Genomic DNA, 12,974 nt, shown 5'->3' on the forward strand with positions numbered 1-12,974 from the left:
CTCGATGAGGAGGAAACACATGTCACGAAGGATCGCAGCGAGCCTCGCGATCGCCGCCGCGGCCGCGCTCGCCCTTGCCGGTTGCGGCGGCGGGGGCGCCGCGAAGCCCGCGGACGTCACATTCGACAAGGACACGAAGGCCGAGATCTCGTTCTCCTGGTGGGGCAACGACGACCGCGCCGCCCGGTTCGAGCAGGCCATCGCGGGATTCAACAAGGAGTATCCGAACGTCAAGGTCGTGCGGAACTTCAACGCGTGGGGCGACTACTGGACCGCCCGCAACACCGAGGCCGCCGGACACGCGCTGCCGGATGTCGTGATGATGGACGCCGGCTACCTGGGGGAGTACGCGAGCAAGGGGCTCCTGCTCGACCTGACTCCCTACCGCGAGAACCTCCTCCCCTTGAAGGGCGTCGCCGACAACGTGCTCGGCTCGGGGACGGTGGACGGCAAGCTCGAGAGCGTCCCGCTCGGCACGAACGCCTGGTCGATGATGTACAACAAGGACATCCTCGACAAGCTCGGCATCGCGTACCCGACGGGCGACATGACCTGGGATCAGCTCGACGCCTTCATCAAGAAGGTCGACGCGGCGGGCGCCTCGTCGGATCCGAAGATCTACGGCGCTGAGGACTACACCGGCGGGTTCCCGAACTTCATCTACCACCTGATGCAGCAGAAGAACCCCGTCTTCAAGAAAGACGGCACCCCCGCTTTCAGCAAGAAGGACGTGATCTCCTTCCTCGACAGCGCCGCGAGCCTGCGCAAAGCCGGAGCCTTCTATCCGATCGACCGGAGCATCGCGCTCTCGCCGTCCGGCGGCTTCCTGGCGGGCGAGTCCGCGCTCTGGTTCAACTTCTCCACCACGGTCCTGCAAGGGATGACGGACGCCGGAACCGAGAACATCGGGATGGTCACGCCGCCGCTCGCCGACGGCGAGAAGACGCACATCCTCGCGCCGAAGCCCAGCATGCTGCTCAGCGTCTCGGCCAACTCGAAGCAGCCGGAGGCGGCCGCGGCGCTGGTCGACTACCTCGTCACATCGCCCGATGTCGCGAAGATCTTCGGGACGTCGCTGGGGACACCGGCGACCCAGGCGGGTCGCGACGCGATCGACCAGCAGCCCGCCGACACGGTGAACCTCGACTATCTCGACTCGATCTCGAAGGAGCTCACCGCGAGCTATCCGATCCTGCCCTCCGGGTACGGCACGATCGAGGCGAAGTGGGGCGACCTGCACGAGCAGCTGCAGTACGGGCAGATCACCAGCAAGCAGTTCGCCGACGAGCTCTTCTCCGAGATGTCGCTGGCACTCGGCTCATGACGACGGCAACGGCTCTCCGTGCCGCGCCACAGCGGCGCGGCACGGCCCGCACGCGACGCGAGGCGCGGGCCGGATACGCGTTCCTCAGCCCCTGGCTGATCGGATTCGTGGCGCTGACCGCCGGCCCGATGCTCGCCTCGCTGTACCTGTCCTTCACGAACTACAACCTGTTCGCGGCCCCGACGTTCATCGGCCTCGACAACTACACCCGGTTGTTCGCCGATCCCAACTTCCTCCAAGCGGTGAAGGTCACGGGGCTGTACGTGCTCGTCGGGACGCCGCTGAAACTGCTCGCGGCCCTCGCGGTGGCGATGCTGCTGAACCAGCCGCGGCGCGGGCAGGGGTTCTACCGCTCGGCGTTCTACCTGCCGTCCCTCATCGGCGGGAGCGTGTCGATCGCGATCGTGTGGAAGGCGATGTTCATCGACGATGGGATCGTCGCCCAGATCGGCTCGTTCTTCGGCGGACCTCCCGCCGCGGAGGGCGGCTGGGTGGGCGATCCCTCCCGCACCCTCCCGATGCTGATCCTGCTCACGGTGTGGCAGTTCGGCGCCCCGATGGTGATCTTCCTCGCCGGACTGAAGCAGGTGCCCGCCGAGCTGTACGAGGCGGCGGCGGTGGACGGCGCGGGACCGGTGCGCCGGTTCTTCTCGGTGACCGTCCCGATGCTCTCGCCGGTGCTGTTCTTCAACCTGCTGCTGGAGACGATCCACGCTTTCCAGGTCTTCAACTCGGCCTACATCATCTCCAACGGCAGCGGCGGGCCCGCGGGCTCGACCCTCTTCTACACGCTGTACCTCTACCTGCGCGGCTTCCGTGACTTCCAGATGGGCTACGCGTCCGCGATGGCGTGGGTGCTCGTCGTCGCGGTCGGCATCGTCACGGTCATGCTGTTCCGGACGTCGAAAGCGTGGGTGCACTATGCGGGAGACGAGCGATGAGCGCAACGCACACCGAGACCACGGCGGTCGTCGCAGCCGACACCGCTCAACGCACTCCGCCCGGCATCACCCCGCCGAGACGCCCGCGCCGGCGCGGTCTCGGGAAGTCGGTGGTGTTCCACGTCTTCGCCGTCGCCGTCCTGATCGTGATCCTCTACCCGGCGGTGTGGATGCTGATGTCGTCTTTCAAGCCGGGGAACGAGATCATCGGCTCGGTCGATCTCATCCCCAAGAACGGCGGGCTTCAGAACTACGTCACGGCATTGAAGGGCATCGGCGGGGTCTCGTTCTGGACCTTCGTCGCGAACTCGCTGATCCTGGCCGTGGCCTCTGTCGCGGGCGTCGTGCTCTCCTGCTCCGTGACGGCGTACGCGTTCGCACGGATCAGCTTCCCGGGCCGAGGCCTGTTCTTCGCCTGCATGATCGCGACGATGCTGCTGCCGTTCCACGTCGTGATCATCCCGCAGTACATCGTGTTCAACCAGCTCGGCATGATCAACACGTATTGGCCGCTGCTGCTCGGCAAGTTCCTGGCGGCGGACGCCTTCTTCGTGTTCCTCATGATCCAGTTCATGCGCGGGTTGCCGCGGGAGCTGGACGAGGCGGCGCGGATCGACGGCGCCGGGCACGTGCGCACGTTCACGTCGGTCATCCTGCCGCTCATGAAGCCGGCGCTCGTGACCAGCTCGATCTTCGCGTTCATCTGGTCGTGGAACGACTTCTTCGGGCCGCTGCTCTACCTCAAGGACCCGGGCACGTACACGATGCCGCTCGCTCTGCGGCTCTACGTCGACCAGACGTCGACCAGCGACTACGGCGCCCAGATGGCCATGGCCATCCTCGCGCTGCTGCCGGTCGTCGTGTTCTTCATGGCCTTCCAGCGCTACCTCGTGGCCGGGGTCGCGACGCAGGGGCTGAAAGGATGACACGGGTCGACGACCTGCGCCGGTTCGGCGGCCGCGGCGTCGGAGCCTTCGGGGAGATGCTCGTCATCGGCCTCGGCATCACCGCGCTCTCGCTGCCGATCGTGACCATCGTGCCCGCGCTGGCCGCGGGGACCCGCCACCTGGACGAGCACGTGTCCGCAAGGCGGGACTCGGTCCGCGAGCTCGCGTCGCTCGGATGGGCCGCGATCCGCGGCGGCTGGCTGTTCGGCATGATCGCGGCCGCGGTGGTCGCGCTGCTGCTGCTCAATGTGGTGCTGGGCGTCGAGGGACTCGTCCCCGGGGGCGGCGTCCTGGCGGCCGTCAGCGGTGCGCTGGCCGTCGTCGCCGCCGTCACGGTCGGACGGGTGGCCGCCCGCTGGCAGCCCGGAGCCCGCTGGTCGCAGCTCTGGCGACGGCACCGGACCGATGCCATCACCGACCCGGTCGGGAGCCTGTTCGTGGTCGCCGGCCTGCTCGTCGCGGTCACCGTCGTCTGGATGCTCCCGCCCCTCATCGTCATCGCGCCCGGCCTCGTGGCCGTCGCGCTCGTCGCAGCGGAGCGACGTCGTCGCGCCGCCGCACAGGAAGGACACGAATGAACGCGCCTGAACCGGCGGGCGGCTCGCGCCCCGCCCCGATCCGCTCCGCGATCATCGGCACCGGCGGCATCGCCCACGCACATGCGCAGGCGATCGCCGCGCTCGGCGACCGGATGCGCCTGGTGGCCGTCTCCGACATCGACGAGGACCGTGCTGCAGCGTTCGCGGCCTCCGTCGGCGTCGAGCGCACCTATCCGTCCGCGACGGCACTGCTGGCCGCCGGGGGAGTGGATCTCGTCCACATCTGCACACCGCCGCAGACGCACGCCGCGCTGGCGATCGAAGCCATGCGGGCCGGGGTGCCCGCACTCGTGGAGAAGCCAACGGCCCTCAGCCTGGCCGAGGTCGACGAGATCGCGCGGGTCGAGTCGGAGACAGGGGTGCCGACGCTGACGGTGTTCCAGCACCGTTTCGGCGCCGCGGTGCGCCATCTCCGGCGCATGATCGCGGACGGGGAGCTCGGCCGAGCACTCGTCGCCACTTGCGAGACGCTCTGGTACCGTACCGACGACTACTTCGCGGTGCCCTGGCGCGGGCGCTGGGAGGTCGAGGGCGGGGGCCCGACGATGGGCCACGGCATCCACCAGTTCGACCTGCTCCTCGCGGTCCTCGGCCCGTGGGCGGAGGTCTCCGCGATCGCGGCGCGGCAGTCGCGCCCCACCGACACCGAGGACGTGTCCGCCGCTCTCGTCACCTTCGAGAGCGGTGCCGTCGCGACCGTCGTCAACTCGCTCGTCTCACCGCGGGAGAGCTCGCGTCTCCGCTTCGACTTCGAGTTCGCGACCGTCGAGGTGGAGCACGTGTACGGGTACACGACAGGTGACTGGACGCTGACGCCCGCGCCCGGGCATGAGGAGCTCGCCGCCCGCTGGGCCGCCGCCCCGCCCGCCGAGGAGACCAGCTCCCACCGGGACCAGTTCGCCGCGATCGCCGACGCCCTCGCGTCGGGCGAGCATCCGACGGTGGCCATCGACGATGCGCGCCGCACCCTCGAGTTCGCCGCGGCGACGTACGCGTCCGCCTTCCTGCGCACACCGATCGCGGCGGGCGCCATCGCCGACGACGACCCGTTCATGACGTCGATGAGCGGTGGACGCGTCCCCTGGGCGCCGGTGAAGGAGGTCGCGCGATGACCGCGCTGCGCGCCGTGCACGAGGTGGGCACCGCCGTGGCAGTGCTCGACGGCGACGTCGAGCTGTTCCGCTACGTGTACCGGCCCGAACATCCCCAGGTCGAGTCGCCGCGGCCCTACCTGCACCCGTTGCGCACGCGGAGCGGCGCGCTCGTCAGCCTCTACCGGCCGCACGACCACGTGTGGCACAAGGGCATCACCTGGTCGCTGCCGGTCGTCGAGGACGAGAACTTCTGGGGCGGTCCGACGTACGTGCACGGTCGCGGATACACCGCGCTCCCGAACAACGGCTCGCAGCGGCACCGCGGCGACCTCCGAGTGACCGCCGAGGGGGACGCCGTCGTGCTGGATCACGAACTCGACTGGGTGACGCAGTCCGGCGAGCTCTGGTTCGCCGAGCGGCGAACGCTGAGCGCGACTCCGGTCTCGGATGACGCCTGGGCGCTGACGTTCGCGACCGCACTGCGCAACGTCCGCGGTGCCGCCATCTCCCTCGGCTCGCCCACGACCCGAGGGCGCGAGAACGCCGGCTACGGCGGGCTGTTCTGGCGCGGTCCGCGGTCGTTCACCGGTGGCACCCTCGTCGCGCCGGGCGTGCGCGGCGGGGATGAGCTGCGCGGCCAGCGGCACGAGTGGATGGCGTTCGCCGGCCGGCATGACGAGACGGACGACGCGTCCGTGCTGCTCATGCTCGACGACGCCTCCAACGTGCAACATCCCCCGCAGTGGTTCGCCCGCACCGCGGAGTTCGCCGCCCTCAATCCGGCGCAGTTCTTCAGCGAGGAGCACGTGGTGCCGGCGGACGGCCTCCTGCGGCTGCGCTACGGAGTCGGCGTCGCGAGCGGCACCGCTGATGACGCGCCCGCTCTCGCCGCAGCCGTCCGGCAGGCGCTCGCGGCACGCCGATGACGCACCCCACCTTCCCCGGCGCGACCGGTGTCTCGCGTCTCGACGTCTACGACTCCCTCGCACCCGACGGGCTGGTCGGCGGCACACCGCACGTCCACCTCGTCTCCACCGAGGCATACGTGGTGACGGCCGGGCGCGGCAAGCTGATGACGATCGACGGCGCCGGCCTCCGGGAGACTTCTCTCGCAGAGGGAGCGGTCGTCTGGTTCACGCCGGGCACCATCCACCGGGCGGTGAACGAGGGCGGCCTGCGCGTCGTCGTGCTGATGAGCAACGCCGGACTGCCCGAGGCGGGGGATGCCGTCATGACGTTCCCTCCCGAGGTTCTGGCCGATCCGGTCAGCTACGCCGATGCCACCTCCCTGGGAGACGGGGACGACGAATCCCGAGCGGCTCAGGCGACCCGCCGCCGGGATCTCGCCGTCGCGGGCTTCTCCATCCTGCGCGACGCGGCGGAGGCGGGCGACCCGGCACCGCTCGCCGCCTTCTACACCGCCGCCGCCCGCCTGGTGCGCGGCCGGGCACACGACTGGTCCGCCCTGATCGAGCGGGGGCCGCTCGCGCAGGCGAACCGGTCGCTCGAGCGGGTGCGCGCCCTCGCCGACGGCCTCGTCCCGTCCTACGACGATGCGACCGTGCAGACCGCGCCGCCCTCACCGGGAGCGCGCGGGTTCGGGATGTGCGGGCGTCTGCGCACCTACGATCTGCGCGGTGGGCCACGCCCCCGGTGACTCGGCGACGCCGCCGTCTCCTCCCCGGGCGAGGTCCGAGGCCGTAGACGATCCGGCCCGCGACCGGGATCACGAGGAAGAAGATCCAAGCCCGGCCCCGTCCGGTGTGCGTGGGCCTCGGATCGTCAGGGCGAGTGTACGGACTCGGGGGCAGGCGACCAGGGGGTGAGTCGTGGCAGCCAGCACCGCACCTGAGCGCGGTAGCGGACGAACTGCCCGCCGAACCGCTCCTCGAGATCCAGTTCCTCGAACGGCCGCACCAGGTAGTTCCAGACGAGGGAACCGGCGATCGCATAGGCGAGGACGAGCCAGGAGCCGACGAGGAGGCCCACCGCCACGCCCTGCGCGATCCCGGCGAGCGCCATCGGGTTGCGCAGCAACCGGTAGGGCCCGGCCACGACGAGCCGGTTGGGCATCGCCGCGGGCAGGGGAGTGCCGCCACCCCGCGTGGACATCGCGATCGCCGCCCAGATCCCGAGGGCGCTCATCAGCACGAGGAGAGCGACGCCGACCGGTACCAGAACGGCGGAGGGCAGGGGCACGCGCAGGCCCCAGCGGTTCTCCGCCGCGGCGATGAGGAACGGCAGCACCACCAGGAACAGGCCCCAGAAGAGAACGATCTGGCCGAACGTCGCCGCGACGTGCGCTGCGACCGAGCGCCGCACGCGCGCGGGGCGGAATGCGAACGGCCCCCGCACGAGCCACTCCGCGGGCAGCCTGCCGAGCAGGACCGCGCAGGCGGCGGCCACCGAGCATCCCGCGGCGGCGATCATGAGCAGCACGCCCCAGCCTGCCTCGCCGGTGACGGTCGCGAAGAGCGCGAGAGCCGCCGTGACGACGACCGTCCATCCCGTCGCGACCGCGACCGCGACGCGGACGCCCGCCGCGGCGAGCGCCGATGCCCCGACGAAGAGCGGGATGTCGAGCACCGCGACAGCGATCGGGTCGAGGCTTCCCACCGTCGCCGAGCGCACCCATGGGACGCTGAACACCGCGACCCACCAGGCCGCACCGGCAACCGGCCTGCAGCGCGAAGTAGGCCCGGCCCCACCGGGCCGGCAGCGTGAACGAGACCCCCACCGGCCACATTCTGGCGGCGACGCCCTGCCCGCGCAACGCGGCCCGCCGTCAGTGCGACGCGGCCATCCTCGGTGGTAGCGTGCGGCGTATGCACCCGTGGGGGAGACGAGGACTCGCGCTGGGCGCCGTCGTGCTCGCCTCCGTGGGGCTCGCCGGCTGCGGTTCCATCGGTCGGTGCGGGCAGGCGATCAGTCCTCAACCCGACATCGAGGTGGACGTCCAGCCCTGGATCGACGCCCATCCGGGAACGAATGTGCGGGTGTGCGTCGGCGGCGATTGCACGACCGGCTACGCCGAAGTGTCGCTGTACGTACCCTTGTCGACACCGTGGGCCACCACCGGAACGTCGATCGAGGTCACCGCTGACGCCGTGCAGGGCGCCACCGTCACCTCTACGACCAGCACGAGCGCGACGCTGCGCGATCTCGGCTGCGGGCAGCTCGGCGCGCGGCTGGAGCTCGACCGGCAGGGCGTGCTGCGCGCCGCGCGAGCGACTGCCGCTCCGTGAACCGGAGGGCGCTGCCGTCGCTCAGCAGGTCCGCGTGCCCGCCAGTGTTCCCGAAGCCAAGACGTGGCCTGCCACGGCGGCCGGAAGACGGTCCGGAGATCCGACGGCGGCCATGTCGACCGGAGTGTCGAGCGCATACAGGTGGAAGCGGTACCGGTGGGTGCCGTGGCCCGGTAGCGGTCGCGGACCGGCGTACTTCGCACGGCCGAACAAGGTGGGCAGGAACCGGAGGGTGGGGTCGTCCGTGCGGAGCGCGCCCTCCGGGATCCCACTCGGTCGGGGCGCGAAGGCGACGATCGTGTGCAAGGCGGGAGCCGACCGCGGCGCGTCGAGGTCTTCGAACACCAGCAGGAGATCCACGGTCCCCTCCGGCAGCGCGCTCCACGCCAGCGCGGGGGAGAGGTCCTTACCGATGAGCGGGCCGCAAAACCTCGCGGGGATAACCTCGCCGTCGCGATAGGCGGGGGAGGTCAGCTCGATCGTGCGCGCCGCGCGGAACTCCGGCGCCTCGGCGAGACTGCGTGCGGCGTCCGGCCGGACGGAACGGAGGGTTCGGCCGAGCGGCCAGATGAGGGCTTCGACGGGATGCATGGTCCTTCTTCCAGGTTTTCAGGGAAACGTTCGTCAGAGGGGTGTCGCGGTGTGCGGCTTCACGAATCCGCGAGCCGGAGGAGCAGAGCGGCGGCGCGCAGGATGTCCTGCCGCTCGTCGGCCGTGAGCTCCGCCAGCCGGGCGTTGAGCCAGTCGCGCCGGTGTCGCTGGGAGGTCGTCGCCGCCGTCGTTCCCGCAACGGTGAGCGTGAAGATCACGCGGCGACGGTCCTCCGTGTCACGCGCCTTGGACACCAGGCCCTGCTGTTCGAGCCGTCGTACCGTCTGGCTCATCGAGCCGAGGGTCACCCGGCCCGCCTCGGCGAGCTCGCTCAGGCTCTTCGGCCCCTGCTTCAGCAGGACGAGAAGGACGAGCAGTGCAGCATCGGGCACCTCGCCCTCCACCCGCTCCGACCGGAAGCGACTGTGCAGTCGTGTGACGGCCCGGCGCAGGTCTGCAGCGACCTCCTCGATATCCGTGCTCATGAGGCCCCTCTCGCTCCGGCTCCTCCGGATGCTGAGTACACCTTAGCAGTTAATAAGTACTACTAAGCAATTGCCGCCCGCCATACGGATTGGTGGGCGGCGACGTAACGCGTCACCGCCTCCCAGTGCGCCCCGTGTCCGCTCGTGTACATCGTTCCCCACGGCTCCCGGCCGGTCTCATGGGCCGACCTCAGCAGCTCGTGCATCGCCGCCGCCCGCTCGTGCATGGTCCGGGGGAGGAGCTCCCGCATCCGGGCACTCGCGCCGTATCCGTCCACGAAGGCAGCGAGGCCGCGCGCTGCCTCGTGCGGCGGAGCGGTCACGTCGTTGAGCGTGAACGACTGGGCTGCGTACGCGAGATCCCAGAGCGCGCTGCTCGGACCGGCGCCGTCCCAGTCGATGAAGACCCAGCGCTCTCCGATCAGGAGGTTCCACGGCGCGAGGTCGTTGTGGCAGATCACGGAGGCGTCGGGCGGTGGCAGGAGGGTCTCCCACACGGCGTCGCGTCCGGGTGCGAAGTCGGCGCTCGCGTCGTGAATGGCGCGGACGAGCGCGCCGACCCTGCCGAGCTCGCCGAGTGTCAGCGGGGGAGCGTCGAGAGCCAGCCGACCCGGCACGAACTCCGTGATCTGGCGGCCCTGCTCGTCGCGCCCGAGGGGAGCGGGGGCATCCACCCCCGCGGCTCGGAGGTGGGAGACGAACTCCGCGACGTGCGCCGAGGCCGCGGTCCACGACTTGCGCACCGTGCCGCCCACGCGGACGACGGGTCCGCTCGCGTTGCCGCCGGTGAGCTGCTCTTCCTCGTTCACCTGACCCACAGTATGCTCGTGCGAGAACGTGACACGATCCGAGGAGGTGAGCCCGATGCTCGAACAGTCCATTCCGGGCGCTCCGCGGAGTTCACGATCGCGCGACTGAGGTAGCCGTCGCGGGAGCGCCTTCCTGTCTTCAGAAAGCTGCGCTCATGACCTCTTCGCAGAACGAACACCCCACCGGCACCGCCCTCGTCCTCGGCGGGGGCGGATCCGCCGGCAACGCCTGGCTGATCGGCGTGCTCGCCGGCCTCGCCGAGGGCGGCGTCGACGTGACGGACGCCGACCTCGTCGTCGGAACCTCCGCCGGCGCCACCGCCGCCGCCCAGCTCGCCGGCACCGACCCGCGTACACTGCTCGCCGCCATCTTGGACGCCCCGCCCGTCCGGACCGACGGCCGACGAGGCCCGCGCCCGACGGCCTCGACGCGGCCGGTCTCGACGCACCTCGAGCGCACCGACGCCCTCATCGCCGCAGCCTCGGACCCGGCCGACATGCGCCGACGGATCGGCGCGGACGCGCTTGAGCTCGCCGCCGCGAACCCGGCCCTCCGGGACCGGTGGCGCTCCACGGTCGCAGCGCGCTTCCCCGGCCACGACTGGCCGGAGCGCCGCCTGCTGCTCACGGCGGTCGACGCCCGCTCCGGGGAGCCGATCGTCTTCGACCGGGCAAGTGGAGTCGACCTCGTGGACGCGGTCGCGGCCAGCACCTCCGGCGTCGCCGGCTACCGCATCGAGGAGCGCGACTTCGTCGACGGCGGCTACCGGACCAACGCGGACAACGCGGACCTGGCGGCGGGATACGACCGCGTCCTCATCCTGTCGCCGTTCGGAGGTCGCACCCGCCTCCCGCTCGCGTGGGGGCTCGATCTCGCGACTCAGACCGAGCGGCTCCGCGCCGACGGCAGCCGTGTCGAGACGATCTTCCCCGATGCCGCCGCCCGCGCGGCGTTCGGGGACGACATGATGAATCCGGCGACCCGGCCGCCCGCGGCGCGCGCGGGTCAAGCCCAGGGGAGGGTGGCGGCCGATCTGGTCAGGGAGCTGTGGGGGTAAACGCCGACGCTCCGCGGGACTGCCATCGGACCACGGACACTCAACTTGCCGCAGAGGCCGCCCACGTGCAGCGCTCGGGCACGTTGAGGCGTCGTACTACGGCGTCGGGGACTGCTGGTGCCTCTGCTGCGACGGGTCCCCGACCACGTGAAGCGCAAAGCTCATCCACGGTGCGTGACACTGTCCGCGCGGCGCTCCGCGTCGGACTCGGCCGGCTGTGCGTCGGAAGACTCCGGTAGGACGAGGACCGTCTCCGGAAGGCACGCATCGCCGCGGGGAGACGCGCCGTCCCGCCACCCGTAGAGCACGGCTGCCGCGCAAACGAATGCGAAAGACAGTGTCCCGATGATCCACAACGGCATCGGTCCGATCGGCAGGCCCCACCACCACTCGATGTTCTTGTCGAGGTTGGGCCAGAACTCGTCCAACCCGGTGGTGAAGCGGCGGAGGGTCACCCACTGGATGGTGAGATCGCCGAGGAGGGCGGCCACAGCCACGAGGATCATGTGGACACGACGGAGCCCGGCGTTGGCGCGCCGGAATCCGAGCAGGCTGACTCCGGCGAGGATGATCAAGATCGGGTAGAGGTAGCGCGACTGGACCTGCTGCCCGACGAGGATGTGGTCGCGCATGAGCCACAGCAGCGGCAAGAGCACGAGCAGCCCGACGAGTATGGCGATACTGAGCCCCTTGCGCAGGCTGAGGCGCCGGAGCCCGAGGAACACCACACCGCCGAAGGCGAGCAGCACGGGGAACCAGATCATCCCCGGCACGGCGGTGCCCAGCCAGAGCGAGCGTCCCGCCACGGGCGCTCCGAACGCTCCCGCCCACAAGTCGGGAAGGCGGATCAGGTTGTTCCAGAGCAGGTCGGTCCAACTCGTCGGCACACTCCCGATCGGGCTCGAGATGTTCTCCCCGCCCAGGTTGACCGCTCGAGTCTGACTCGAGGTGAGGTAGCTCGCGCCGGCGATGCCGACGAGGATGACCGGGAAGATCGCGCGGACCAGGAAGGCGCGCGTCGGGCGGGCTTTGAGGATTCCGACCAACACGATCGCCACCGCGGCGTAGGCGGCGGAATCCGCCCGCGAGCCCGCGGCGATCACCATCGCGATGAGAGCCAGTGCCGCCAGCCCCACACGGCGTCCCCGTGACTCCGTCTCGAAGTATCCCAGCACCGCCAGCCAGAGTGTCGTGGCCGAGAGCACACCCCATCCGCTCGGATTGATGCTGGCGATCAGGAAGACGCCGAAGGGGACGACGGTCGCCAACGACGCCCACACCAGGAGTCCCCGCCGCGGGCGCGGAAGCAGGAGGAAAAGCCCTGTCATCACCACGACATAGAGCAGCGAATTGAACGCGCGCATGAGCAGAACCGATGTCGAGATGTTCGTACTCGCGAAGATGCTCATGGTGGCGTAGAAGACGGGTGGGTAGGAACCGGTGAAGTTGCCTCGGTCCGTATCCGTGAGCACCGACGACGGTGTGGCGGGGCACGACGCGGACTGATCGGGGAGGTTGTTGAAGCACTGACTCGCCACGAGAAGCTCGACCGGCACGCGACGATGCGCGTCGTCAGATCCTGCTTCGCAGAGGCCGTCCCGCACGCCCAGGCCGCACCAGGAGCTCGTGAGGTGGAAGTCCTCGTCGGCGCTCGAACCGACCGGGGATGACGCACTCCAGCTGAGGAGGGCGACGAGCAGAGCGAGGGGGGCGAGGCAATAGGCAACGATCCGGAGGATCCGGGAGGGTCGCTCGATCACTGTGAAATCCGTTCGATTCGGCCGGCAGGAGGCGCCGGGGCGCCCACCGAATCTACTACGTGGTGCGGAGTCCGCCTTCCGCCGCAGGGCGGTCCGGATCTGCGGCGTCGCGGCGCGCAGC

General features: G+C 70.3%; 14 protein-coding genes. 9 read left to right on the top strand and 5 right to left on the bottom strand.

From position 1 onward, the window contains the following. The first annotated feature begins 19 nt into the window (after positions 1-19). Genes IT072_RS10825 through IT072_RS10855 form a run of 7 tightly spaced genes read left to right on the top strand, consistent with a single transcriptional unit; the run spans position 20 to position 6,562 of the window. On the top strand, positions 20-1,324 hold the full coding sequence (locus tag IT072_RS10825; protein WP_223356376.1) for an ABC transporter substrate-binding protein: 1,305 nt from the start codon (positions 20-22) through the stop codon (positions 1,322-1,324). Then, a complete protein-coding gene (locus tag IT072_RS10830; protein WP_223356378.1) occupies positions 1,321-2,265 on the top strand; it encodes a carbohydrate ABC transporter permease in 945 nt (314 codons plus the stop codon). The genes IT072_RS10825 and IT072_RS10830 overlap by 4 nt, the downstream gene beginning before the upstream one ends. Further along, complete coding sequence (locus tag IT072_RS10835) at positions 2,262-3,191, top strand: carbohydrate ABC transporter permease (RefSeq protein ID WP_223356380.1); 930 nt, start codon at positions 2,262-2,264, stop codon at positions 3,189-3,191. Before IT072_RS10830 ends, IT072_RS10835 begins: the two co-directional genes overlap by 4 nt. After that, complete coding sequence (locus IT072_RS10840; protein WP_223356383.1) at positions 3,188-3,790, top strand: hypothetical protein; 603 nt, start codon at positions 3,188-3,190, stop codon at positions 3,788-3,790. Before IT072_RS10835 ends, IT072_RS10840 begins: the two co-directional genes overlap by 4 nt. Beyond that, on the top strand, positions 3,787-4,923 hold the full coding sequence (locus IT072_RS10845) for a Gfo/Idh/MocA family protein (protein WP_223356385.1): 1,137 nt from the start codon (positions 3,787-3,789) through the stop codon (positions 4,921-4,923). Before IT072_RS10840 ends, IT072_RS10845 begins: the two co-directional genes overlap by 4 nt. After that, positions 4,920-5,831 (top strand): PmoA family protein, encoded by a 912-nt coding sequence (locus tag IT072_RS10850; protein ID WP_223356387.1) that lies wholly within the window; start codon positions 4,920-4,922, stop codon positions 5,829-5,831. The genes IT072_RS10845 and IT072_RS10850 overlap by 4 nt, the downstream gene beginning before the upstream one ends. Further along, positions 5,828-6,562, top strand: coding sequence for a cupin domain-containing protein (locus IT072_RS10855; protein ID WP_223356389.1), 735 nt, complete (start codon positions 5,828-5,830; stop codon positions 6,560-6,562). The genes IT072_RS10850 and IT072_RS10855 overlap by 4 nt, the downstream gene beginning before the upstream one ends. A 125-nt stretch (positions 6,563-6,687) precedes the next feature. On the opposite strand, the gene IT072_RS10860 is transcribed toward IT072_RS10855, so the two are convergent. Then, positions 6,688-7,536, bottom strand: coding sequence for a methyltransferase family protein (locus tag IT072_RS10860; RefSeq protein WP_327058904.1), 849 nt, complete (start codon positions 7,534-7,536; stop codon positions 6,688-6,690). An 89-nt stretch (positions 7,537-7,625) separates the two neighbouring features. Between IT072_RS10860 and IT072_RS10865 the strand changes: the two genes are divergently transcribed. Beyond that, complete coding sequence (locus IT072_RS10865; RefSeq protein ID WP_223361035.1) at positions 7,626-8,150, top strand: hypothetical protein; 525 nt, start codon at positions 7,626-7,628, stop codon at positions 8,148-8,150. A gap of 21 nt (positions 8,151-8,171) precedes the next feature. Here IT072_RS10865 and IT072_RS10870 read toward each other — a convergent pair whose 3' ends face one another. From IT072_RS10870 to IT072_RS10880, 3 genes are all read right to left on the bottom strand, one after another. Further along, complete coding sequence (locus IT072_RS10870; RefSeq protein WP_223356391.1) at positions 8,172-8,741, bottom strand: YbhB/YbcL family Raf kinase inhibitor-like protein; 570 nt, start codon at positions 8,739-8,741, stop codon at positions 8,172-8,174. A gap of 59 nt (positions 8,742-8,800) precedes the next feature. After that, the gene (locus IT072_RS10875; protein ID WP_223356393.1) at positions 8,801-9,226 is read right to left on the bottom strand and encodes a MarR family transcriptional regulator; all 426 of its coding nucleotides are present in this window, start codon (positions 9,224-9,226) and stop codon (positions 8,801-8,803) included. A 62-nt stretch (positions 9,227-9,288) separates the two neighbouring features. Then, positions 9,289-10,035, bottom strand: coding sequence for a phosphotransferase (locus IT072_RS10880; protein WP_223356395.1), 747 nt, complete (start codon positions 10,033-10,035; stop codon positions 9,289-9,291). A gap of 155 nt (positions 10,036-10,190) precedes the next feature. Here IT072_RS10880 and IT072_RS10885 point away from each other — a divergent pair, with 155 nt between their 5' ends. After that, positions 10,191-11,093: a patatin-like phospholipase family protein gene (locus IT072_RS10885; protein WP_223356397.1), complete on the top strand. Its 903-nt coding sequence runs from the start codon at positions 10,191-10,193 to the stop codon at positions 11,091-11,093. A gap of 161 nt (positions 11,094-11,254) precedes the next feature. Here IT072_RS10885 and IT072_RS10890 read toward each other — a convergent pair whose 3' ends face one another. Next, positions 11,255-12,853 (bottom strand): DUF2142 domain-containing protein, encoded by a 1,599-nt coding sequence (locus tag IT072_RS10890; RefSeq protein WP_223356399.1) that lies wholly within the window; start codon positions 12,851-12,853, stop codon positions 11,255-11,257. Positions 12,854-12,974 lie beyond the last annotated feature (121 nt).

This window comes from Leifsonia sp. ZF2019 (assembly GCF_019924635.1).
GTDB lineage: Bacteria > Actinomycetota > Actinomycetes > Actinomycetales > Microbacteriaceae > Leifsonia.

Bases quoted from the DNA above. Each gene is read 5' to 3' on its own strand.
- IT072_RS10825 (WP_223356376.1), top strand. From the start codon at position 20: ATGTCACGAAGGATCGCAGCGAGCCTCGCGATCGCCGCCGCGGCCGCG.
- IT072_RS10830 (WP_223356378.1), top strand. From the start codon at position 1,321: ATGACGACGGCAACGGCTCTCCGTGCCGCGCCACAGCGGCGCGGCACG.
- IT072_RS10835 (WP_223356380.1), top strand. From the start codon at position 2,262: ATGAGCGCAACGCACACCGAGACCACGGCGGTCGTCGCAGCCGACACC.
- IT072_RS10840 (WP_223356383.1), top strand. From the start codon at position 3,188: ATGACACGGGTCGACGACCTGCGCCGGTTCGGCGGCCGCGGCGTCGGA.
- IT072_RS10845 (WP_223356385.1), top strand. From the start codon at position 3,787: ATGAACGCGCCTGAACCGGCGGGCGGCTCGCGCCCCGCCCCGATCCGC.
- IT072_RS10850 (WP_223356387.1), top strand. From the start codon at position 4,920: ATGACCGCGCTGCGCGCCGTGCACGAGGTGGGCACCGCCGTGGCAGTG.
- IT072_RS10855 (WP_223356389.1), top strand. From the start codon at position 5,828: ATGACGCACCCCACCTTCCCCGGCGCGACCGGTGTCTCGCGTCTCGAC.
- IT072_RS10870 (WP_223356391.1), bottom strand. From the start codon at position 8,741: ATGCATCCCGTCGAAGCCCTCATCTGGCCGCTCGGCCGAACCCTCCGT.
- IT072_RS10875 (WP_223356393.1), bottom strand. From the start codon at position 9,226: ATGAGCACGGATATCGAGGAGGTCGCTGCAGACCTGCGCCGGGCCGTC.
- IT072_RS10885 (WP_223356397.1), top strand. From the start codon at position 10,191: ATGACCTCTTCGCAGAACGAACACCCCACCGGCACCGCCCTCGTCCTC.